The organism is Drancourtella sp. An57, from assembly GCF_002161525.1.
GTDB classification, from domain to species: Bacteria; Bacillota; Clostridia; order Lachnospirales; family Lachnospiraceae; genus Sellimonas; species Sellimonas catena.
The window spans coordinates 174,598-197,005 of the sequence record NZ_NFHY01000004.1 but is presented as its reverse complement, the minus strand read 5'-3'; the positions used below and the strand labels follow the sequence as shown (position 1 = coordinate 197,005).

Here is a 22,408-nt window from a genome sequence, read left to right as displayed (position 1 = left end):
ATTGCTTTAAGAGGTGGCTCTCAACAGCGGATTCACCTTCTCATATGGGTGGCTCCGACATTCGGAATGGGTGGCTCTATGCAACGGATTGAGTGGCTCCGAAGTCACGGAATACTCAACTGGTGGTCATATGGATCGCTATCATGACAAAATATACAGTATCGAAAATGAAGAATTTAAGTTATTATATGAAGGAGAGTATGGGGCCGAAAATAATTCCAATATTCAGTTAGATGAAAACGGAGCTCCAATTTATAAATATTATTGGAACGGATCAGAAGTGGCTTCTGAAGCAGAGTATACACAGTTACTTGATGAAGTTTTTGATGTAAATCAAGGAGTAAGTCCATTTGATAATGCAGAGTATGACGGTGAATTAGGTAGATATGTAGGTAATGGATTGTGCAGTTATGAAGAGATTATAAATGAGATTCTTCAATATTAGTGATTATGATAAAGCAAAATTGCAATAGGTATTTGCTTGGAGGTTATCTCATTCTATAAAAGTAACTGGTCAAAATGAAGGTCTGTTGCCAAAAAATAAAACCGATCTTAGCCAAGTGGATAATTGAAAAAATATAAAATTTTTCCTGCCGGTAGATTAGCTACTGGCAGTTTTTTATAGACTATAAAACCCTAAGGTATATACAGACAAACTAACTGGTGATTCGATATATCGAAAATATTCTAAAAATACACAGAAGAAGAGATCAGGGAAATGATGAACCACATCAATTCCTATCCGAGAAAAAAGTGGAACGGACAGGCTCCTATAGATCTTTTTATCAAGATCTACGGCCAGGAGACTGCGAACCTCCTGGGCCTTGAAAAGATCCCATCCGATTCCATAACCCTTACACCGGCTTTGTTTAAGAAGTAAACCGGAATTTCAGAGAAGACAGGACACGGTAAAAAAGGAAACACAAACAGGGTGCATTTACAACTTCTGCGAAAAGTAAAAAATGCAGTCTGTGTTTTGTCATGCCTTCCTTTAAGAAATTTTACAAGGAAAATGGGAAAAAGGCAATCCAAAGCTGGAAAACAGCTAAAAAACTGTTGCAGTTAGTCATGACTGTGTGCAGTTACAACTTCAATGTTGCAATAAGGATTTCAATTAACCTGAGGAGAGATGGTCTCTTTTTCGGCAAGGGCAGAATCCTTTCTCATCAGTACGCCCCATAAATCCGAGTACGAGGTTTCCAGGGCGCTGTATTTTGTCAGGTCAACATCCCCGAATACCACACCAAAGTCAATCAGTCCCTTGTCCAGCTGCTCCATGACCCGGGAAGCATTTCCGCTGGATATGTGATAATGGATACCGGGATATTGTTCCTGAAGCCTTCCGGCAGCTTTGGCCATCAACCGGACTCCATCTGTCTCCCCTGTTCCAATGTAAACGTCTCCCATGACGATATTATCGTTCATAGTAATCTCATTTTCTGCTTTTTTGACCAGATCCAGGATCTCTTCTGCCCGTTTTCGTAAAATCATTCCCTCTTCCGTCAGCATGATTACAGCGACGCTGGAAGACAATGAAGCCTGAACGTTATATTTGCATCGGATTACTACTTGCCTGGAGGGCCGTTTTATTTTACTTTGTATCCTATTTTTCCCTCAAAACCACAGCCTTAGATGCGCTTCTTCGGCGTTCATCGCTTAATTTGGCATAGTGTTTCTTTGTCGTGTTGACGTCGGCATGACCAAGTACATCGGCCACCAGATAGATGTCTCCGGTTTCACGGTAGAGGGCAGTGCCGTAGGTGCTTCGCAGCTTATGTGGCGTGATGGTTTTGACTGAGACTGCGGAGCAGTATTTCTTTACCATTTTTTCTACTGCATCGACGCTGATCCGCTTTTTCTGGCCGGAGAGGAAGAGGGCGTCTTCATGGCCGGAGAGGGGAGTGATGCCGTTTCTCTGGAGCTCCAGATAGTCTTTCAGTGCCTTTTCCACTTCCTCACCGAAGTAGACGATCATTTCGTTTCCACCTTTCCGGATGATCCGGATGCCGTTGTTTTTAAAATCAACATCAGAAATGTTCAGTCCTACAAGTTCGGAGACTCGAACACCCGTTCCGAGCAGGAGAGTAACGATTGCAATGTCGCGGTATTTCTGTTTCTGATAATGATACAGTTTGACACCGGTCAGATCATTTCCATAATTTTCAATATAATCAAGAAGTGCGGCGACTTCATCGGTATCCAGCTGAATAATCGCTTTTTCTTTGATTTTCGGCATATCTACAAGACGGACCGGATTGCTTGTTAACAGTTCGCGTTTGCACAGATAATCATAGAAACTGCGCAGGCACGACATTTTCCGGGCGATTCCGGTACGGGAGTTGGTTTCGGTTCGGTTATCAGGCGTCTTATAGGCCTTGAGATATTCTTCAAATTCTTCAAAATCTACGGGCTTTAACATGGACAGATCCTTAATAGAAATCTCGGAAAGTGCCTTGTCATGAAGCGTGGGATTTGTTTCCTGAAGAAACCGGAAGAACACGCGCAGATCATATGCGTATGACAATCTGGTTTTATCGGATGTTGTGGTTTCCTTGGCACGGAAATATTCCTTTACATAAGGAGGCAGTTCGGATAAAAATTCCCGAAGCCTCATGGTATTTTCAATTTTTACCTGTTCACGGTAAGTAGCAGGCTTAGCCATAAATAAAATCCTCCAAATTCTGTAAAAATGTTCCAGTTGCGGGTCGTTGGTCAAATTGAGGTTTCTGAGAGTAGTTTAACATAAAACAAAGGAAAAAGCCAGACTTTTTCGGATAAATCTGTATTTGTCCGCTAAACTAATTGTGCAGACAAACTGCTGTTTTGAGCTTGTTCAGAAGCCATGGACGTAAAAAAGCCATGAAAAATCATTTTACACAAAGTATGTAAAAAAGTTCTCATGGCTTTCAGTCTTCTTTTTACTTTTATTTTCTTATTCTACGGTTCATGGATTCCGAGAACTTCATCGACCGGTACTGAGAAAATGATTCCGTGTGCCTCGGTCTGTAATCCGCAGGCAGAACTGATTTCATTCATGATATAGGATTTTTTCTCTCTTGGCACAATGATCATGACAAATTCCTGTTCTTCCTGCATGGAAATTCCTAAAAACTGTACGACGGCTTCCGTTCCCCTTCTTCGTCCACGAATGACAGATCCTCCGCTTGCTCCCGCCTTTGTTGCGGCATCGATCACCTCGTCACTGAACCCTTCACGAACCGCCACCGTAATCATGGCATATGAAGTTTCGTTAATCATTTGCTGAACCTTCCTTTCTATATGAGCTTTTGCTATTTTTTCCTGTTCTGCACTAAGTAAGTTAAGCATGCTTGCCTGGACACCTGTGATCGGCAGCGTCAAGGCAATACCCTTCCCTTTCTTGCGGATCTCAAAGGTTTTTTCCAGCATTTCAAAGATTTCGCTGATTTTACTCTTTGGAATAAGTGCGGCCGTAATCACTCTCGTACTTCCGTCAAGACCGCAGATATCAAGAATCTCTGTTTTGGCCGTTCCCTGGGCGCGGAACTGGTAATAAATCGGCTGTTCTGCTTCCGTAAACAGATGATTGATGCTCTTGTCCGTGTCGGTATCTGTGATAATCAACAGCAGACGAAGTGCGAATAAATGTGGCGTCATACCTCTTCATCCTCCAATTCGATAATGTTATCTTCCAGAATGTGTTCCTGTGTTCTGGAAGTTTTTTTCAGTTTGTGTTCATATACAAGGCCCATGATCTGAATCGCGATCAAAGGTGCCAGGGCAACCAGGGCGACGACTCCAAACGCGTCTTTCACGACATTTCCTCCCAGTGCGGTACATGCGCCCATTGTCAGAGGGAGAAGAAATGTAGATGTCATCGGACCGCTTGCCACACCGCCGGAGTCAAATGCAATTCCTACAATGATCGGCTGAACACGGTAACTCATTCCAATAGCAAGAATGTATCCGGGAATCAGGATCCAGTAAACCGGAATTCCGGTCAGAACCCGGATCATTGCAAGCCCTACTGCTCCTGCTACTCCAATCGACAGACAGATGTTCATTTGTCCTCTTGTTACCATACCGTCCGTGATATCTTCTACCTGATGATTTAATAGCTGTACGGCAGGTTCCGCTTTTACAATATAATATCCGATCAGAATTCCTACCGGAATCAGAAGCCACTGGTAGGAACTCGAAACCATCTGCTCTCCCAGAAGATTTCCAACCGGAGCAAATCCGACATTGACTCCGACAAGGAACATGATCAGTCCAATAATCGTGTAGACAAAACCAATACACATTCTAAAAAGCTGCTTTCTGTGATATTTTTTTGTTGCCGCCTGAAACAGTACAAATACGGTAAGGATCGGAAGCATGCTGATGATCACCTCTTCCGTGTACTGTGGCAGTGCCCATAGAAACTGATCGATCACATCCCGTGTAGTTGTTACATCCGGAATGGTGACCGCTGTATAGACGGCGTCGGTCGGGTGATAAAAAATCCCAAGGAGCAGAACCATCAGAATCGGTCCGATACTGCTGAGAGCAATCAGGCCGAAGCTGTCATTGGCACTGTCTTTATCACTTCTGGCCGCTGACAGACCGATTCCAAGTGCCATAATAAAAGGTACGGTCATCGGTCCGGTCGTTACTCCGCCGGAATCGAACGCAACCGCAAGAAATTCACCGGGTGCTGCAAGGGCAACAAAAAACAAGAGAAGGTACATTAACGTCAACAGACGTGAAAGACTGATTTTAAACAGAATTCTAAGAACTGCAACGACAAGAAAAATACCTACCCCGACTGCGACTGTCAGTACGAGGACTCTGTTCGGAATTGATGCCACCTGGTTTGCCAGAACCTGAAGATCCGGTTCCGAAATGGTGATCAGAACACCCATCAGGAAGCATCCACCGACAATAAATAGAAGATTTCGTTTTTTGATAAGCTGTCCGCCGATGCCCTGTCCGAGCTGCGTCATGGAAATGTCGGCACCGAGCTGAAAGAATCCCATCCCGAAGATCAGAAATACCGCTCCGGCAAGAAAGAGGGAAAACGCTCCCACTTCCATCGGGATCAACAGAATACTCAAAAGCAGCACAATGACAGTGATCGGAAGGACGCTTGAGAGAGATTCTTTTACTTTTTCTCTGAGTTTTTCCATCATCAACCTCTTTTCTTTTTAGATTTTCATAAAGTCACATACTCCTCTGCCAGAATACTGTAAACGGCCAGATCCACAATCCCCCGGTTATTCTTCCCGCCCTGACGAAGAGTCCCCTCATATGTCATGCGGCATTTCTGCATGACTTTTCCAGAGGCAGGATTCTCTGTATCGTGACAGGCTTCAATCCGGTTGACGCCCACCTGCTCAAAGAAAAAGCTTATAATGGCAGAAAGTGTCTCCGTCATAATTCCACGGTTCCACCAGGCACTTCCAAGACAGTATCCGATGGAAATGCTCTCAAGCTCCTCATCAATCTTGACTGCGCTGATAGTTCCGATCGGGTTTTCGGGGCAGTCTTTTAGCGTGATACTCCACTGGTAAAAATCAGGCTTTAGATAGGATTCGATCCATTCCAGAAGAATCTGTCTGGTAAGGTCAGGATCGACATGTGCAGGCCAGGAAAGAAATTTTGTGACGTGCGGATCTTTTGCCCAGTTTTCATAGACAGCATGGACGTCTTTCATTGTAAACCGGCCAAGATACAGCCGGTCCGTCTCAAGAAGACATGTTCCTTTATGTTCCATACCTATTTCCCTCTTTTCATTTTCACAGGAAACTGTGACAAATTATACTTTATTATAACATATTTATGCAGAACCTTCTTCTAAAAATTTTATAAAAATGCATACCAGAACCGAAGCAGAAATTTTCTAAACGGATTTGCGGACGCATAGAAGAACCGTACTGTCTTTTGGCAGATTCCGCGAAGAAGCACATTTTCCTCTTCAGAAGGCGCTTTGTCGCCATAAGCGGCCGCATTGACAGCGGCCATCATGCTCCGGATCTCTTCATTTTTAAGAACCGGTACCGTTGTTTTCAAAAACGCTGTGGATCTGCTCCTGCATTGCCAGAAAATCCTCTCTGGAAATTACAGGAGAAAGCTGTCCGGCCCTGCTCCCGGCGCCCGTCTCCATGACCATCTGAAGTTCATTTTCAAAGTCCGGATAACCAAGACTTAATGAAATCATGAACCGGTCCGTCTGGGCCTGCGGAAGAGGCTGTGTTCCGGCAAGATCTACCGGATTCTGGGTTGCAATCACAAGAAACGGCCGCGGAACCGGTCTTGTTACTCCATCCACTGACACCTGGCGTTCTTCCATCACTTCCAGAAGCGCTGACTGGGTCTTTGGCGATGTCCGGTTAATCTCGTCTGCAAGAAGCAGGTTGCAGAAAACGCTTCCCGGCTGAAAGACAAAGGATTCCTCTTCTCTTTTATAAAGGGAAAATCCGGTCAGATCGGAAGGAAGGACATCCGGCGTAAACTGAACACGGCGGCATTCCATATCCATGGAGCGGGTAAAACTAAGTGCCATGGTTGTCTTTCCGATTCCCGGAATATCTTCTAAAAGGACATGCCCGTCCGCCAGAAATGCAAGGAAAATCTCGGCAGTCTCCTGCTCTTTTCCAAGGATCACCTGATTGACCTGTTGAAGGACTGCTTCCGCTTTTTTATGATAATCATTCATTGTATATCTCCTCATCCTGATAGTTTCATAATATGATTGTGTAATTCTACACCAGATTTACCTTAGCGGAAAAATGTGAGAAAATTATGAGGAAATTGTAAAAGATATGCTAGAACCGGGTGCTGTACGACAAAATAAACCTTTCTTTTACATCTGTTTGACAACCGCTGAAAATCATGTTATTTTATAATCGTTAGCACTCAATAAGTATGTTGGCTAATAAGGAGGGGTTTTATGATTGTAAGACCAATGTATAATCTTGTATTGCTTCCGGATGTAAATTACTATTTCAAGAATGATTTCTTAAAAGACTGGAGTCCGGTTCAGATAGAAGCACAGGAACGAATCCTTTTCCTCGTTCTGCGGGATAATAAACCGCGGGAAGAACTGCAGCCTGAGGACTTTTATCCGATCGGCGTTTCGGCCCGGATCGATTCGATCGAGGAAGACGGCAGTATCCATGTTCATACTCTGGAAAGGGTAGATATTTCAGAGATCGAAATTCACGACGGGTATATTGAGGCGGAGGCATGTGTCCGGGCAGAGGTAGATGATCTGCCGAAGGAAGAAGAATCCGAGCGGTTTACACGGATCCAGCGTGCGCTTCTGCAGTTTGTGCAGAAATACCAGTGGGGAATGTGGGCCAGAAGCTATATCCTTCAGTGGAACAATATGGAGGAAGCGGTCTGTACACTGACGGAATATCTGAATCTGACACCGGATGAAAAATATCAGATTCTTGCGGCAGATTCAGAAAGGGAGCGCTTTAATCGTATGGAGCAGGCCATATATGAGCTTGTGGAAGTTTCCAAAGTTTCCGAGGAAGCACAAAGCGCGCAGAAAGACGATCAGGAACAGCTGTACCGGGAGGCAGCCATCAAAAAGCAGATCGGATATCTGCAGCAGGAACTGGATGAAATGCATCCGGAAAATGTGACGGATATCCAGATGTTTGAAAAGAAAATTGAAGAATCCAAAATGAACGAGACCGCAAGAAAAGAGGCGGAAAAAGTACTTGGACGAATGAAACAGGAAGGCCAGGACGGTCACGAGTACGGAATGCTGTATGATTATCTGGATTTCCTTACTTCTCTTTCCTGGGAAGTTCCGGAATCTTCTCCGGTAGATCTGGATGAGGCACAGCGGATTCTGGATGAAGACCACTACGGCCTGAAGAAAGTCAAGGAGCGGATTATCCAGCAGATTGCCGTTATGTCCCTGAACAAGAAACAGTCCGGTTCGATCCTTCTGTTTACCGGTGCACCGGGAACCGGAAAGACAAGTATCGGACAGAGCATTGCCAGAGCCCTTGGACGGTCCTACGCACGAATCAGCCTGGGCGGCGTCCGGGATGAGGCGGAGATTCGCGGACACAGGCGGACCTATATCGGAGCCATGCCGGGCCGGATCATGCAAGGCATTAAGCGCAGCGGATCTTCCAATCCGGTTGTCGTACTGGATGAGGTAGATAAACTCTCCAAAGATTACAGCGGCGATCCGGCGAGCGCCCTTCTGGAGGTGCTTGATCCGGAACAGAACAATACCTTTACGGACCACTATCTCAATGTTCCGTATGATCTTTCCAATGTTCTGTTTATTTGTACGGCGAATACAACCGATACCATTCCGGAACCGCTTCTGAACAGGATGGAGGTTATCTCCTTCAGCGGATACACGGAAGTAGAAAAACTTCAGATTGCCAAACGCCACCTGATTCCAAAGGCGGAAAAAGCCATGGGGATTCCGGCGGAAAAGCTGGAGATTCCGGAAGAAGTCTTAAGACAGATCATTACAGAATACACGATGGAGTCTGGTGTCCGTGGACTGAAAAAGCAGATCGATGCCATGTGCAGGGCACTGGCTGTCCGGCTTGTGAAAAATCCGGAGGAGAAGCTCTCTGTCCAGCCGGGAGATCTGCGTACACTGCTTGGAAGAAAGCAGCTGCATCATGACATGAGGCTTACCGAGGCAGATCCTGGAACTGTGACCGGCCTTGCCTGGACTGATGCCGGTGGAGAGATCCTTTATATCGAAAGCCGTCTGATGCGGGGTGACGGTAAAGTCACCATCACAGGACAGCTGGGAGACGTGATGAAGGAGTCCATCCAGATTGCCCTGAGTCTTGTCAAAATTTATTATCCGGAAGAGACAAAGGTACTGGAGGATCACGATTTACATATTCATATTCCGGCAGGAGCGATCCCGAAAGACGGACCGTCCGCCGGCATCACACTGGTTACCGCCCTCTCCTCTCTTGTGACAGGAAAGGCAGTACCTACGGAATATGCCATGACAGGCGAAGTTTCCCTGCGTGGATATGTTCTCCCGATCGGCGGTCTGCCGGAAAAACTGATGGCGGCTCAGAGAGCCGGAATCGAGAAGGTATTCATTCCGCAGGACAATGTGGAAGATCTGGAAGATGTTGCAGAGGAAGTAAAAGAACGTCTGACCATTATCCCGGTTAGAAAAATCCGGGACGTACTGGATGTACTGATCGGCGAATAAAAAAGATACGAAAAAAGACTGACCGAAATGAATTCCATCAGTCTTTTTTCTGTGCTGCGATCAGAAGCATCATCGGCCTGCGCATCTCATCTTTCATTCCGGGAAGATCGATCATCTCCTGCGGCGGCATCGGCTCTACAAGATCCAGAAGCGTAAAGCCATTTGCCAAAAGCGTCTGGAGATACGTTGTCAGTGTCCGGTGATATTTGGTCACATGCTCTCCAAGAAAGACGGCGTCCCGCTGCCCTTCATAGTAGTAATTATCTACCGGGAAGTGCAGGATGTTTCCCTCTTCATCATAATACCAGTCCTGACTGCCATAAGCAGTAAATACCGGGTGCTCTACGGAAAAGACGAAAGATCCTCCCGGTGTCAGCCAGCGGTGAATTTTTTTTACGACCGCCTCAAAATTTTCGACATAGTGAAATGCGAGAGAACTTAATACGATGTCAAATGATCCGTCTTCCAGGTCCAGATCTTCCATAGCACTCTGACGGTAGGTAATCTCCGGACGGTTGTTTTTCTCTTTGGCGGTCTCGATCATTTTTGCGGAAATATCTGTTCCGAGTACACGGGATGCCCCGTTGGCGGCGGCATATCCACAGTGCCATCCATAGCCGCATCCCAGATCCAGGACACTGCGGTCTTTAAAATCCGGGAGAAGCTTTTTCAGTTCGCTCCACTCTCCCGCACCGTCTAATCCTTCTCTGGATCGGAGCATCTCGCTGTATTTCTTGAAAAAAAGTTCATTGTCATAAGGATTCTCTTTCATTGCCTTTTCCCGGCCTTTCCATCGTAACGATATTCTTTTTCTTATTGTGAAGGGCAATCTCACGGAATTCCTCCGGGATGTCCTCCGGCTTCATTGTCTTGTGCACGTCGCAGGTGCCAGCCTGCTTTGCTGTCTCGTAATACCAGCGCTTGTAATTCAGAATCTTCAGATTTTCCTGAATAGCCTCTATCTGAAGCCTCACGACTTCCTGCTGCTCTTTGATGAGCTCCAGTCTCTGGTCGATGGTGGAGTCGCCCTCCATGCTCCAGTCTACAAACTCTTTGATCTCCTTGATCGGCATCCCGGTCTTTTTCAGGCACTCGATGATCTCAAGCCAGTCAAAATCCTCATCCTGAAACATCCGGATTCCGCCGCTTGTCCGCTCTACAAACGGCAGCAGACCCTCTTTGTCGTAATAGCGCAGAGCAGACGTAGAGAGATTCATTCTCTTTGCCGCTTCTCCGATCGTATAATACATCTTTTCACCACCTTTTTTCAGTTTTTTATATTTTTCTATTGACTTAAAGTTGACTTTAAGTTGTATATTCTAAACGAAGGTTAAGTTCAAAGGAATTATACCTGTAAATACAATAGAAGTCAATCAGGAGGTAAAGCAAAATGAGTTTTCAAATGTATGTACCGACAAGAATCCTGTTCGGAGCAGGACAGTTAAATCATCTTCATGATCCTGGCATTATCGTCAGGATCTTCTTACGCTTCTATGATTTAGACTGTTCTGCCTGCACAAAGTCCTGTCACGCCAGAATCGCTGTTTCACCGAGAAAGTATCCGGCACCGACAAATACCAGATTCCAGACCAGAACCCCGAAAAAAGAACTGACGGTGTAGGTCCAGAAATTCATCCGGATCATGCCAGCAGGAATGGAAATCAAAGTGCGGGCAACAGGGAGCAGCTTACTGATAAAAACACCTATGCAGCCCTTTTTCCGAAGCATTTCCATTTTTTCCCGGATGAGCGGCTCCTGCGTTGGAAATTTGCGGAAGTACCAGCCCAGCACGGTCTTTCCGCCGAGGCGCCCGATTAAATACAAAAGCCAGCTTCCTATCAGTCCGGCCAGAACGGTCAGAATCAGTACAACACCAAAATGAATTTCTCCTTTGGATGCCCAGATACCGGAAAGAGGCATGATGACACCCGCAGGGAACCCCGGCAGATTGAGGTATTCCAGAAGAACAATCAGAAAAATAAAAAATGCTCCATATTGTAAAAAATAATCTGTCAAAATCTGAATGCTCATAGTCCATTTCCTCCTTTGCTAAGTATAGGATACCCTCTAAATCTAAAGGAGACTTGCAATAGTTTCTTAAGATTTCATAAAGAATGACAGTCGCGGAGCGGTCGGATTTATGTTATACTATCAGACATAAAACTAAAAAGAGACAACTTCTGTATGCATGATGAATATAGATAGACTATGAGGAAAGGGGATGGTTTCAGATGCAGCAGGGAAGTGATTCAGGAAGACTGAAAAAGAACCTGGGACTTGCAACTGCCACTTCAACCGTTGTGGGCTGTGTGATCGGTTCCGGTGTCTTTTTTAAACCACAGGCGATTTTTACCGCAACAGGAGGTGCTCCCGGTCTTGGCATTCTGGCCTGGTTGATTACCGGTCTGATCAGTATCGCAGGCGCACTTACTTTTTCGGAAATCGCAATCCTGATTCCGGAAACCGGAGGGATCCCGACTTATATCAGCAGGATCTACGGACCAAAGCTTGGGTTTCTTGCCGGATGGTCCCAGATGGTTCTTTTTTATCCGGCCATGATCTCTGCGTTGGCTGTAGCCTTTGCACAGCAGGCTGCGCTGTTTGTCGGAGACGCGGTGATTGTACCGCTTGCGATCCTTGTGATCTTTTTTATTGTGTTTTTGAATACACTTGGCTCCAAAATCGGAGGCGGCATCCAGATCCTCTTTACGGTGTGTAAGATGATTCCGCTGATCCTTCTGACTGTTTTTGGATTCTGGAAAGGCACCGGCAATTATCCGGTTTTTGAGCCGATGATCGGGGATGGGCTGAATCCGGCCGTCGTAATGGGACAGCTCATTGTCGCTGTATTGTTTGCATTTGAGGGATGGACATCCGTAGGCGCAATCGCCGGAGAGATGAAGAAACCTGCCAGAGATCTTCCGATTGCTATCATCGGCGGAGTTTCCATTATTACAGGAGTATATTGCATCGTCAATATTGCTTACCTTCAGGTACTTCCGGCATCGGAGCTTGCCACCCTTTCAGCGCCTGCATCCGCGGTGGCCATTGCGCTGTTCGGGGATATGGGCGGCCGTATTGTATCGGTTGGAATCATGATTTCGGTATTCGGAGCGTGCAACGGATTTATCTTTTCCGGATCCCGTGTCGCTTATTTCCTGGCTGACAAGGGAAGCCTTCCGGGAAGCAGACGCCTTGCAAGGCTGAATAAAAATCAGGTGCCACCGAACAGTCTGATTCTGGTCGGAACGATTGCTGCCGTGCTTGCCCTGACAGGACAGTTTAATCTTCTGACAGATCTGGCTGTCTTTTCCAGCTGGACCTTCTATACACTGACTTTTATCGGTGTGATGAAATACCGGAAAGACCGTCCGGATCTGCACCGTACCTACCGGGTACCAGGTTATCCGGTCGTTCCGCTGATCGCTATTGCAGGCGGTATCTATATTATTATTAACCAGCTGTTCCTCTCCGGTATGCGTGCGTGGCTCATGTCGGTATTCAGCATTCTGCTGACACTGGTAGGTTTACCGGTATACTATGCAGTACAGCGTGGGAAAAAGAAGAAAAACATAGGATAACAAACAGGCCTCCTGTACCGGCTATGTGGTACAGAAGGCCATAAATGGGAAACGTCCTACTTATATTCGGTGTCATAATAGGTAATGATCAGGGACTGCCCTGGAATCAAACCACTGGACTTCATGTGATTGAGCTTTCGGATCTCACTGACGTACTCACGGTCAGAAGAGACCGAAGGCTCATTGTATTCTTCGGCCAGACTGTGAAGTGTATCTCCCGCCTTTACCTCAATATTCTTATAATATTTGAAATAGGACGGATCTTCCTCACGGCTTCCCCTGGCACTTGATAAAAAGCTTCCAAGAGTAAATGATGTAACTGCCACAAGTAAAAGAAGTAAGATAAAAAGAAATCTTCTCTTACGTGCGGCACGCTTCCTTTTCGCGTGCTGCTTTCTCGCGGCTGCGCTTCTGGCTGTTCTTGTATGAATCGTAGCTGTAGTTCCCTGCATAGTCTCAATCCTCCTCTATCGATCCCTGTCAGGTCTTCTCTTTTGAAAAAAGTGTATCCGGTTTCTAAAAAACTATTCACCGTTCAATGGCGAACGTTTGTTCTTTCTGTAATTAAGTATAACGTCCAAACATATGTTTGTCAATCGTTTTTTGAATGTATGCAAGCATTTGTTCTGTTACTGAAAAAGAATATAAAAAAAATCTGCAAAACCAGTCTTTTTAGAAATGTTTGGTGATTGGTTTTACAGAGAATTAAATAATATGGTTTAACGCTAACTATGAGCAACTTAGCAAATTATCAAGAAAAAACGCGGGATCACAACGATCCCGCGTTAAGAAATAGTCATATTATTCATTTGTCAACTGCTCTTTTCTTTCATGTACAATCTGCTCTAACTTTGTAATGAGATCCAATTCTTCGATCTGATCGATGTAGTGTGCAAACAAGGATGGGTTATGCAGAATTTTATTTAAATCTGTTTCGATGGAATTTGTATAATCTTCCTTAGAAATAAGAGTTCGATATCTCCTTGATAATACTGTCCCGCTGTAAACAATATCCGCTACTTCAATATAATTCTTTTTAACAAGGCTTCTGAGGGCAGCCTGCACAGTATTGACATTCAGATCTTCTCTTGCTTTTACAATTTCGGATGCAATCATAGGTTCACCGGATTCCCACAATACATCCATCACTTCAAGTTGTCTTTTCTTCAATTCGCCCAACCTTATCACTCCTTACATAAATTAATCTATATTAACATCATAGCATATTTGTGAGAGATTTTAAACAAATTTTTTAGAAATAATGTAAAATTTTTGTGAGAATTTTGATTTATTCGCATAGTTTTGGCGATCTGAAGAATTTTTCTTTCATTCTGTGACACAAAACGAAAAACGGTATTGTTAATATTAGTATAATGATGGAACTAGCAAAAACATCCGGCCAGGAAAGAATTCGTGCTTCTGTCTGAGACGCAGCTGTTGGATTTGTAAACAAGGCGCCCATTCCGTTGTTTAAACAATGCATGATGGCAGGAAGCCAGATGCTGTTTAGTTTCATATAAAAATATCCCATCACAAAACTAAGACAGATGCAGAATACAATCCGGTAAACCATTTCCTGCATTGGTGCTTCCGGGGAATAATAATAGAGCGTAAGCGGAAGATGCCACACCGCCCAGATCACACCAACAAGGACCAGCCCCTTACAGACTCCGTATCTTTTTTGCAAAAGCGGCTGCAGGAAATACCTCCATCCGTACTCTTTACTGTTCCCAAATAAATGATCAGTCCTTTTTTCTCATTCTTTTTTAACATAACGTTCCCTCCATTCTACCTTGTATAATAAGGTTCTTATCTACATTATATAACAAGGTAGATAGAAGTCAAGATATTTATTCACTTATTTTTTTGCAAAAAAGAGTTAGATCGAACATATTTTCTAAACATTTGTTTGCCTTTTATACCTTGCTATGATAAAATAGAAAAAAAGTATGTAGTCTGACAGAGACATTAGAAAGCAGGAGGACATTCCATGGGTAACGGAAATATTACAGAAAAGCAATCCGAGATTCTTGAATATATAAAAGCACAGATTTTAGAAAGAGGATTTCCGCCGGCAGTGCGTGAAATCTGCGAAGCAGTACATTTGAAATCTACTTCTTCTGTCCACTCTCATCTTGAGACGCTGGAGAAGAACGGGTACATCCGGAGAGACCCGACGAAGCCGCGTGCGATCGAGATTCTGGACGAGTCGTTTAATTTGACACGCCGCGAGATGGCACAGGTGCCGATTATCGGACGTGTAGCTGCAGGAGAGCCGCTTCTGGCAGAGCAGAATATTGAAGACTATTTCCCGATTCCGGTAGAGCGCCTTCCAAACAATCAGACATTTCTCCTTCGTGTGCGCGGTGACAGTATGGTGAATGTCGGAATTCTTGACGGGGATTATATTTTAGTTGAGCAGAGACCGACTGCGGAAAATGGCGAGATTGTCGTTGCCCTTGTAGAGGACGGGGCTACAGTGAAACGGTTTTTCAAAGAGGACGGACACTACCGGCTTCAGCCGGAGAATGACGCCATGGATCCGATCATTGTTGATGAAGTTACGATTCTCGGAAAGATGATCGGCCTGCTGAGATTTATGAGATAAGGATATGATATTACAAAAGGCTGCGAGCACCTGAGGTTCGCAGCCTTTTCTTCATCTCCTGTCAGGATTTACTTTTCCAGATCTTCCATGGAGATCGTCTTCCCATCTTTCCAGATACGTTCCAGATCGTAGAAAAGACGGTTTTCTTTATCAAATACATGGACGATAATATCTCCGAAATCGAGCAGCACCCAGTTCCCAAGGCCATAGCCTTCCCGCTGTTTTACGGTATATCCTTCTTTTGCAAGCTCTTCCTCAACGTTATCTACAAGAGCCTGTACCTGACTGTTGCTGTTTCCGTTTGCAATGATGAAATAATCGGCCAGTACACTGATTTCCGAGATATCAATGACCCGGATATCTTCGCCTTTTTTGCTGTCCAGCGCACGGCAGGCAGCGGCTGCCATCTTTTTTGATGTTTCTAATGCGTTGCTCATCCATCTTCCTCCTGTTTTTGATTATTTGTTCAGATAGGTTTTATAGTATAAATATGTCTTCTCTGTCATAGGGTCAATGGCCAGATTGCGGGTGTGAAGGTAGGCAAGGGAATCCTTCAGAATCAGATAAAGGCAGGCATCAATGTCCTGAAAAGCCAGCTTTCTGACTTCCGGAAGATTCGGTGCCTCTTTTCTTCCCGGCTCGATATAGTCCGCTATATAAAGAATCTTATCCAGCATGGTCATCTTTGGCTTTCCGGTCGTATGGCAGATGATCGCATCCAGAATCCGCTGATCCCGGACATGATATTTCGTTGCTGCCAGATAGGCGCCAAGCTTTGCGTGAAGCAGACTTGGATTCTGACGCTCGCTTTCTGAAATCGATAAGTGGTATTTCTCACAGAGCCGGATTTTCTTTTTGGACGGGATGCATTTGGCACAGTCGTGAAGGAGCCCTGCGATCATAGCCTCGTTAATGTCTTCATTGTAACGCATGGCCAGGGATGCACACAGATACATCACGCCAAGCGTGTGCTCATATCTGTCCTGATCCAGATATTTTTTCACTTTTTTACGCATCTTATGGATTGCATTGCTCATCTTCTATTCCTCCCTGTATAGACGATGGTCAGAAATATAGGAAGCTACATCAGACGGAACAAGCCGGCTGATGTCCTTTCCCTCTTCTACCATCTCACGGATTTCACTGGATGATACTTCAAATACCGGAGAATGGGAAAACAGAATCGTCGTTTCGTATGTGTTTTCCAGATGCCGGATCTGAGCCTCCATGGCTGCATCTGTCTCACTTAAATCGCGCTTTGCGGCAATAATGGAACAGGAATGTAAAAACCGGTCCGGATGCCGCCATGTTTCCATCTGAAAAAGGGAATCTGCCCCTACAATATAGAAGAACTCCCTCTCCGGGAAAGCGTCTTTGAAATATTCCATTGTTTCATAGGAATAGGAAACCGTATCCTTTTCCACTTCATAAGGCTGAAGGGAAAAATGCGGCTTCCCGCTGATTGCAAGCTTTACCATTTCCAGACGGTCTTCCATCCCTGCGCCGGTCTTTTCCGGCTGCTTATGCGGGGGATTACCATTTGGCATAAACCAGATTTCGTCAAGACCGAACTCTTCCATCACATGTCCGGCAAGAATCAGATGTCCGTTATGAATAGGATTAAAGGTCCCTCCCATGATTCCTGTCTTCATCTGGCTACCTCGGAAGTTCGATTTTCTTTTTCTCTTTTTTGCCCTCTTTGTAAAGGACGATCTTTTTGCCGATGACCTGCACTACCTGAGAGTGAGTGCGCTCAGCAAGCATCTCCGCGATTTCACGCGGATCATCTGCACAGTTTTTCAGAACATTGATCTTGATCAGTTCTCTTGCTTCCAGTGCTTCCTGTACAGCACCTGTCAGTTCCGGCGTCATGCTGAATTTTCCGATCTGAAGAATCGGATCCATAGTCATGGCAAGACTTTTCAAATATGCTCTCTGCTTTGACGTCATGTGTATATTCCTTTCTGTTTTTTGCTTAATTTCTATTTAAAATACTCAAAACTCAGTCCGTACATCCGGATTGTGTCGCCTTCCTCAACACCAAGCTCTTCCAGTTTTTCCAGAATACCGGTTTCCTTGAGGAAGTTCTGGAAGAAACGGAATCCTTTCTCGGAATCAAGGTTGGTATATCCAAGCATCTTTTCGATCTTCGGTCCTTCTACTACAAAGACGCCGTCTTCTTCCTTTTCTACTGTGTACGGGAGATCCGCAACTAAAAGCTCGTCCTCCGGGAAGAACTCCTGCGCAAAGGTGATCGGTTTGGAATCCAGTTTTTTCAGTTCGTTATTCACATACCATAACAGATCCTGGATTCCCTCTCCTGTCACGCCGGAGATGGCAAACACCTTATATCCTTTTGGCTCGAACTCTGCCCGGATCCGCTCTACCGGATCTTCGTCGCCTTCGAAGATCAGATCGGTCTTATTTGCCGCAATGACCTGAGGGCGTTCGGAAAGTTCTTTATTATATTTTTCAAGTTCACCGTTGATTTTGTAGATATCCTCGATCGGGTCTCTGCCTTCACTTCCGGCAGCATCCACCACATGAATCATCATCTTTGTACGTTCGATATGGCGGAGGAACTCGTGTCCCAGTCCTGCTCCAAGTGAGGCACCTTCGATCAGTCCCGGAATATCCGCCAGGACAAATCCCTCTCCGTCTGCCAGATCTACAACACCCAGGTTTGGCGCCAGTGTCGTAAAGTGATAGTTCGCGATCTTCGGGTTCGCATTCGTTACTCTGGACAGGAACGTGGATTTTCCGACATTCGGGAAACCGAGAAGTCCTACATCGGCAATGACCTTGAGCTCCAGATTCACCCAGAGTTCCTGGGCCGGCTGTCCCGGCTGTGCATACTTCGGAACCTGCATGGTGGAAGTTGCAAAATGCTGGTTTCCAAGACCGCCTTTACCGCCTTTTAAGATGATCTGCCGGCGGTTGTCACCGGACATATCAGCTACGACCTTTCCGGTCTCCGCTTCTCTTACGATCGTACCTTCCGGAACACGAAGGACAATGTCCTTTCCGTTTGCCCCGTGGCAGCGCTTTTTCTTGCCGTTCTCACCCGGCTCCGCACAGTATTTGCGGCGGTGTCTGAAATCTACGAGCGTATTCAGACCGTCATCGATTTCAAAAACCACATCGCCGCCCTTACCGCCGTCGCCGCCGTCCGGGCCGCCGTTCGGAACATAAAGCTCACGGCGGAAGCTAACGTGTCCGTCGCCGCCTTTTCCTGATTTTATAAAAATTTTTGCTCTGTCTGCAAACATGTTTCTTTCCTCTCAAAAAAGTGTTACAGCTTGTTTCTACTACATTATATAAAGAAAAGGTGTAAAAAACAAGGCTTCAAACCGACCAGATTTGAAGCCTTTGTATGTTCTTCGATTCATAGCATCAGCAGATGACTACTCAGCTACCGGGTATACAGAAACCTGTTTCTTGTCTCTGCCCTTTCTTTCGAATCTTACGATACCGTCAGATGTAGCAAATAATGTGTCATCTCCGCCGCGTCCAACATTTACACCCGGATGAATCTTTGTTCCGCGCTGTCTGTAAAGGATGTTGCCGGCTTTGACGAACTGTCCGTCTGCTCTCTTGGCACCAAGTCTCTTGGACTCGGAATCACGTCCGTTCTTTGTAGAACCAACTCCCTTTTTATGAGCGAAAAACTGAAGGTTTAATTTCATCATGGTTTACACCTCCCTGAATCTCAAATCAATATATTTTCTGTACTCTTCATCTTCTGCCATATTCTGAAGTCCCAGAACCATGGCGGAAAACAGTAATGCCGCTTCCTTCGATGGAGAATGTAAAAACCGGTAATCGATCTTTCCGCTCTCATCATCGGCTGTGACAGAAGCCTCGTCCTGAGTGAAGGCCTCAATGGAATTGATCGTGTTGATCACAAGCATTGACGCAGCTGCACAGACGATGTCTTCACCTGCCGGTGCGTATCCGGCATGTCCCTCTGTCAGGAAACCGACATACTCATTTTTTGCATTTTGATAAACCGTAATCTTAATCATTTTGATTAAGCGTTGATTTTTTCAATCTTCACAGCTGTGTACTGCTGTCTGTGACCGTTTTTCTTGTGGTAGCCTGTCTTCGGTTTGTATTTGTAAACGACAACTTTTTTCGCTTTGCCGTCTCCAAGTACAGACGCTTCTACAGTTGCACCTTCCACTGTCGGATTACCGATCTTCAGTCCGTCATTGCTCACTGCAAGAACCTGATCAAATGTGTAAGTCGTACCAGCTTCTGCTCCGAGCTTTTCTACCTTAATGATATCGCCTTCAGCTACTTTGTACTGTTTACCACCTGTTGCTATAATTGCGTACATATGGCACCTCCTATTATCATTACTCGCCAGCTTCGGTGTCCTTAAAAAGAAACTTTGAAACCTCGCTGTGCGGCATACTCATATATATTAGCATGACCTTTTAGGAAAATCAAGCACTTTTCAGTAATTTTTCTGCATTTTTCCAAAGGATATTTTCCTTATCTTCAGATGAAAGATCCAGTCCCTGAAAATACCGGAGAAATTCACTCTGTCCTGCCCATGGCGAATCTGTCGCAAAGAGAATCCGGTCCGCTCCGTGTTCGGACACAATCCGTAGAAACTGTTCGTCCGGAATCTTTGTGAAGCAGGCTGCCGTATCCAGCCAGACATCTTTCCCGATCAGGCATTCCTCCACCTCATCCCAGCGCATAAATCCGCCCATATGGGCAAGGATAAGCTTCTGTGGATGAACCTGCTGAATTACATCCCGGATCATGGCAGGAGTAGCATGTACAAAATCCGGATATCCAGGATCCAGCCCTGCATGGACACTGATGATCAATCCCAGTTCCGATGCATAATCCAGGATCTTCAGATAGCCGGGATCATCAAACTGTGTCTCCTGATAATCCGGATGCAGCTTGATCCCCTGAAATCCATTTCGTTTCAGCTCCTGCATCCGTTCTTTCAGATGGTCGCATACCGGATGAATCCCGCCAAAAGAAAGAAGCTTTCCTCCGGTCTTCTCCGTGACCTCCATTGCGAACCGGTTGATCGAATCAAACTGAGAAGGCTTTGTCACAACCGGAAGTACAATACTTCTCCCGATTCCTGACTTCTCCATGGATTCCAGGAGGGATTCGTATGTTCCGGACAGGTGAGCTTTTTCTCCACACTGCTGTTCCAGAAAGGAGATGGTACGCTCCACAATCTTTTCCGGAAAAATGTGGGTGTGAAAATCAATCGTCATTCTTATCGCCGCTTCCCTTAACTTTGTCATTCAGATATCCGATGATATCACGTCTTGTCACAATACCGATAAAGAAATGCTGATCGTCCTCTACCGGTACAAAATTCTGCTCCATGGCACGTTTTACCAGATCTTCCATATCCGCCTCAATGCTGACCGGAAGGTAATCATGCCTTCTTTCAAATTTCATGACGGAAAGGTTTTCAGCCTGCCGGATATCAAGGGTATGGGAATCCTTCAGTCCCCACAAAAGATCCCCTTCTGTAATGGTTCCGACATATTTTCCCTCTTTATTCAAAATCGGCACGCAGGAATATTTATAATGCTCCATAATCTCCATTGCCTGACGTACTGTGTGATAATCGTAGATAAAAGCCAGTTCTGCCTTTGGATGCAGAAAAAATAAAATATTCATTTTAAAACCTCTTCTATAAATCTTTCCTGTAAGTTGTTTTTAAAGCTGTGTATTCACAAAAATATCGTAAATCGCCGTGATTGCCTGTTCAAAATCATGGCACCGCACGCCGATGATGATGTTAAGCTCGCTGGATCCCTGGTCGATCATCTTGACATTGACATTGGCGTGGGACAATGCCGCGAAGATACGTCCGGACGTTCCCCTCGTCTGACGCATTCCTCTTCCCACGACAGCAATCAGTGCCAGATCAGATTCCAACTCAATAAAGTCCGGTGACACGGCACGGTGGATGCCTGCAAGGACTTTCTGCTCTTTGCTTTCAAATTCATCCTGATGAACGAACACCGTCATCGTATCGATTCCAGAAGGCATGTGTTCGATACAGACATTGTTTTCCTCGAATACCTGAAGCACCTTCCGGCAGAAGCCGACTTCCGTGTTCATCATGGCCTTGTCAATCGTGACAGATGCAAATCCTTTCTTTCCGGCAATTCCGGTGATCGTAAACCGCGGGTGCCGGCAGGTGTCCTCCACAATCAAGGTCCCCGGGTCCTCCGGCCGGTTCGTATTCCGGATGTTGATCGGAATTCCTTCCTTTCGTACCGGGAAAATCGCATCCTCATGCAGGACAGTTGCTCCCATATAGGACAGCTCACGCAGTTCCCGGTAGGTGATCGTTTCAATCACTGCCGGATCCTTGACAATCCGCGGATCTGCCACCAGAAATCCGGAAACATCCGTCCAGTTCTCGTAAAGATCAGCGTGAACGGCCTTTGCCACAAGGGATCCGGTGATATCTGATCCTCCTCTGGAAAAGGTGGTTACGTTTCCATCCGGATCGCTTCCGTAAAATCCAGGAATGACCGCACATCCGGTATTTTCCAGGCGCTGCTGCAGCATGGAATTGGTTTTTTCCGTATTAAGACGTCCGTCTTTGTCGAAGAAGATCACATCAGCGGCATCGACAAACTCAAACTCCAAATAGGCAGCCATAATCAGTCCGTTCAGGTATTCGCCTCTGGAGGCCGCGTACTGCCGTCCTGCTTTCTGCTCAAACTGCTCCCGGATCTGTTCAAACTCTTTCTCAAGAGAAAGAGTAAGGGAAAGCCCGTCGATGATTTCCTGATAGCGGGATGTAATGAACTTCCACTCCTCAGAATAATCCAGCCCTTTCTCGGCCTTGTCATAGCATAAGTAAAGCATGTCCGTAATCTTGGTATCTCTGGAGTTCCGTTTTCCGGGTGCCGACGGTATTACATATTTTCTCGACTTTTCACTTCGGATGATCTCTCCCGCTTTCTGGAACTGGGCCGCGCTTGCAAGAGAGCTTCCTCCGAATTTTACTACTTTTGGCATATTCAAACGCTCCTT

At 45.5% G+C, this 22,408-nt stretch carries 28 protein-coding genes and 1 pseudogene; 5 read left to right on the top strand and 24 right to left on the bottom strand.

What is annotated here, in order from left to right; genetic code table 11:
• The first annotated feature begins 130 nt into the window (after positions 1-130).
• Entirely contained in the window at positions 131-445 is a 315-nt protein-coding gene (locus B5G11_RS05000; RefSeq protein ID WP_087252395.1) for a hypothetical protein, read from the top strand.
• 276 nt (positions 446-721) lie between these two features.
• A complete protein-coding gene (locus tag B5G11_RS04995; RefSeq protein ID WP_242958940.1) occupies positions 722-880 on the top strand; it encodes a hypothetical protein in 159 nt (52 codons plus the stop codon).
• A gap of 230 nt (positions 881-1,110) precedes the next feature.
• On the opposite strand, the gene B5G11_RS04990 is transcribed toward B5G11_RS04995, so the two are convergent.
• The 7 genes from B5G11_RS04990 to B5G11_RS04960 form a co-directional block, all read right to left on the bottom strand.
• The gene (locus B5G11_RS04990) at positions 1,111-1,491 is read right to left on the bottom strand and encodes a LysR family transcriptional regulator substrate-binding protein (RefSeq protein WP_087252394.1); all 381 of its coding nucleotides are present in this window, start codon (positions 1,489-1,491) and stop codon (positions 1,111-1,113) included.
• A gap of 112 nt (positions 1,492-1,603) precedes the next feature.
• A complete protein-coding gene (locus B5G11_RS04985) occupies positions 1,604-2,662 on the bottom strand; it encodes a tyrosine-type recombinase/integrase (RefSeq protein ID WP_087252393.1) in 1,059 nt (352 codons plus the stop codon).
• Between the two features lie 275 nt (positions 2,663-2,937).
• Entirely contained in the window at positions 2,938-3,636 is a 699-nt protein-coding gene (locus tag B5G11_RS04980) for a transcriptional regulator (RefSeq protein WP_087167901.1), read from the bottom strand.
• Positions 3,633-5,147 (bottom strand): DUF1538 domain-containing protein, encoded by a 1,515-nt coding sequence (locus B5G11_RS04975; protein WP_242958939.1) that lies wholly within the window; start codon positions 5,145-5,147, stop codon positions 3,633-3,635. Before B5G11_RS04975 ends, B5G11_RS04980 begins: the two co-directional genes overlap by 4 nt.
• 26 nt (positions 5,148-5,173) lie before the next feature.
• Entirely contained in the window at positions 5,174-5,734 is a 561-nt protein-coding gene (locus B5G11_RS04970) for a GNAT family N-acetyltransferase (RefSeq protein ID WP_087252391.1), read from the bottom strand.
• Between the two features lie 89 nt (positions 5,735-5,823).
• Positions 5,824-6,030 (bottom strand): hypothetical protein, encoded by a 207-nt coding sequence (locus B5G11_RS04965; protein WP_087252390.1) that lies wholly within the window; start codon positions 6,028-6,030, stop codon positions 5,824-5,826.
• Complete coding sequence (locus B5G11_RS04960) at positions 6,005-6,676, bottom strand: AAA family ATPase (protein WP_087252389.1); 672 nt, start codon at positions 6,674-6,676, stop codon at positions 6,005-6,007. The genes B5G11_RS04965 and B5G11_RS04960 overlap by 26 nt, the downstream gene beginning before the upstream one ends.
• Positions 6,677-6,910: 234 nt before the next feature.
• On the opposite strand from B5G11_RS04960, the gene lon reads away from it, so the two are divergent.
• The gene (lon, locus tag B5G11_RS04955; RefSeq protein WP_087252388.1) at positions 6,911-9,181 is read left to right on the top strand and encodes an endopeptidase La; all 2,271 of its coding nucleotides are present in this window, start codon (positions 6,911-6,913) and stop codon (positions 9,179-9,181) included.
• Positions 9,182-9,218: 37 nt separating this feature from the next.
• Here lon and B5G11_RS04950 read toward each other — a convergent pair whose 3' ends face one another.
• The 3 genes from B5G11_RS04950 to B5G11_RS04940 all read right to left on the bottom strand — a co-directional run bounded on the left by B5G11_RS04950 (position 9,219) and on the right by B5G11_RS04940 (position 11,212).
• Entirely contained in the window at positions 9,219-9,953 is a 735-nt protein-coding gene (locus B5G11_RS04950) for a class I SAM-dependent methyltransferase (RefSeq protein ID WP_087252387.1), read from the bottom strand.
• The gene (locus B5G11_RS04945; protein ID WP_087252386.1) at positions 9,934-10,431 is read right to left on the bottom strand and encodes a MerR family transcriptional regulator; all 498 of its coding nucleotides are present in this window, start codon (positions 10,429-10,431) and stop codon (positions 9,934-9,936) included. Before B5G11_RS04945 ends, B5G11_RS04950 begins: the two co-directional genes overlap by 20 nt.
• Positions 10,432-10,708: 277 nt before the next feature.
• Positions 10,709-11,212 (bottom strand): DedA family protein, encoded by a 504-nt coding sequence (locus tag B5G11_RS04940; protein WP_087252385.1) that lies wholly within the window; start codon positions 11,210-11,212, stop codon positions 10,709-10,711.
• 200 nt (positions 11,213-11,412) lie between these two features.
• Here B5G11_RS04940 and B5G11_RS04935 point away from each other — a divergent pair, with 200 nt between their 5' ends.
• Positions 11,413-12,762 (top strand): amino acid permease, encoded by a 1,350-nt coding sequence (locus tag B5G11_RS04935; protein ID WP_087252384.1) that lies wholly within the window; start codon positions 11,413-11,415, stop codon positions 12,760-12,762.
• A gap of 56 nt (positions 12,763-12,818) precedes the next feature.
• Here B5G11_RS04935 and B5G11_RS04930 read toward each other — a convergent pair whose 3' ends face one another.
• The 3 genes and pseudogenes from B5G11_RS04930 to B5G11_RS04920 all read right to left on the bottom strand — a co-directional run.
• Positions 12,819-13,214: a LysM peptidoglycan-binding domain-containing protein gene (locus tag B5G11_RS04930; protein WP_087167891.1), complete on the bottom strand. Its 396-nt coding sequence runs from the start codon at positions 13,212-13,214 to the stop codon at positions 12,819-12,821.
• Positions 13,215-13,563: 349 nt separating this feature from the next.
• Positions 13,564-13,941 carry a BlaI/MecI/CopY family transcriptional regulator gene (locus tag B5G11_RS04925; RefSeq protein ID WP_242958938.1) on the bottom strand — a complete coding sequence of 126 codons (378 nt, stop codon included), beginning with the start codon at positions 13,939-13,941 and terminating at the stop codon, positions 13,564-13,566.
• Between the two features lie 109 nt (positions 13,942-14,050).
• A pseudogene (locus B5G11_RS04920) lies at positions 14,051-14,470 on the bottom strand (CPBP family intramembrane glutamic endopeptidase); the annotation flags it as partial.
• A gap of 282 nt (positions 14,471-14,752) precedes the next feature.
• Here B5G11_RS04920 and lexA point away from each other — a divergent pair.
• Positions 14,753-15,370, top strand: coding sequence for a transcriptional repressor LexA (gene lexA / locus B5G11_RS04915; RefSeq protein WP_087167889.1), 618 nt, complete (start codon positions 14,753-14,755; stop codon positions 15,368-15,370).
• A gap of 68 nt (positions 15,371-15,438) precedes the next feature.
• On the opposite strand, the gene rsfS is transcribed toward lexA, so the two are convergent.
• The 11 genes from rsfS to B5G11_RS04860 form a co-directional block, all read right to left on the bottom strand.
• Positions 15,439-15,807 (bottom strand): ribosome silencing factor, encoded by a 369-nt coding sequence (gene rsfS / locus B5G11_RS04910; RefSeq protein ID WP_087167888.1) that lies wholly within the window; start codon positions 15,805-15,807, stop codon positions 15,439-15,441.
• A gap of 21 nt (positions 15,808-15,828) precedes the next feature.
• Positions 15,829-16,407 (bottom strand): bis(5'-nucleosyl)-tetraphosphatase (symmetrical) YqeK, encoded by a 579-nt coding sequence (gene yqeK, locus B5G11_RS04905; RefSeq protein ID WP_087252382.1) that lies wholly within the window; start codon positions 16,405-16,407, stop codon positions 15,829-15,831.
• Between the two features lie 3 nt (positions 16,408-16,410).
• The gene (gene nadD, locus B5G11_RS04900; protein ID WP_087252381.1) at positions 16,411-17,022 is read right to left on the bottom strand and encodes a nicotinate-nucleotide adenylyltransferase; all 612 of its coding nucleotides are present in this window, start codon (positions 17,020-17,022) and stop codon (positions 16,411-16,413) included.
• 4 nt (positions 17,023-17,026) lie between these two features.
• Positions 17,027-17,320 carry a ribosome assembly RNA-binding protein YhbY gene (gene yhbY, locus B5G11_RS04895; protein WP_087167885.1) on the bottom strand — a complete coding sequence of 98 codons (294 nt, stop codon included), beginning with the start codon at positions 17,318-17,320 and terminating at the stop codon, positions 17,027-17,029.
• Positions 17,321-17,352: 32 nt separating this feature from the next.
• Positions 17,353-18,639, bottom strand: a complete 1,287-nt coding sequence (obgE, locus tag B5G11_RS04890) for a GTPase ObgE (RefSeq protein ID WP_087252380.1) — start codon at positions 18,637-18,639, stop codon at positions 17,353-17,355.
• A 135-nt stretch (positions 18,640-18,774) separates the two neighbouring features.
• On the bottom strand, positions 18,775-19,059 hold the full coding sequence (rpmA, locus tag B5G11_RS04885; protein ID WP_024732559.1) for a 50S ribosomal protein L27: 285 nt from the start codon (positions 19,057-19,059) through the stop codon (positions 18,775-18,777).
• A gap of 3 nt (positions 19,060-19,062) precedes the next feature.
• A complete protein-coding gene (locus B5G11_RS04880) occupies positions 19,063-19,395 on the bottom strand; it encodes a ribosomal-processing cysteine protease Prp (protein WP_087252379.1) in 333 nt (110 codons plus the stop codon).
• 5 nt (positions 19,396-19,400) lie between these two features.
• Positions 19,401-19,709, bottom strand: a complete 309-nt coding sequence (rplU, locus tag B5G11_RS04875; protein ID WP_087167882.1) for a 50S ribosomal protein L21 — start codon at positions 19,707-19,709, stop codon at positions 19,401-19,403.
• 109 nt (positions 19,710-19,818) lie between these two features.
• Positions 19,819-20,649 carry an amidohydrolase family protein gene (locus B5G11_RS04870; protein WP_242958937.1) on the bottom strand — a complete coding sequence of 277 codons (831 nt, stop codon included), beginning with the start codon at positions 20,647-20,649 and terminating at the stop codon, positions 19,819-19,821.
• A complete protein-coding gene (locus tag B5G11_RS04865) occupies positions 20,609-21,034 on the bottom strand; it encodes a CBS domain-containing protein (RefSeq protein ID WP_087252377.1) in 426 nt (141 codons plus the stop codon). The genes B5G11_RS04870 and B5G11_RS04865 overlap by 41 nt, the downstream gene beginning before the upstream one ends.
• A 39-nt stretch (positions 21,035-21,073) precedes the next feature.
• A complete protein-coding gene (locus B5G11_RS04860) occupies positions 21,074-22,393 on the bottom strand; it encodes an aspartate kinase (protein ID WP_087167879.1) in 1,320 nt (439 codons plus the stop codon).
• Positions 22,394-22,408: the final 15 nt, after the last annotated feature.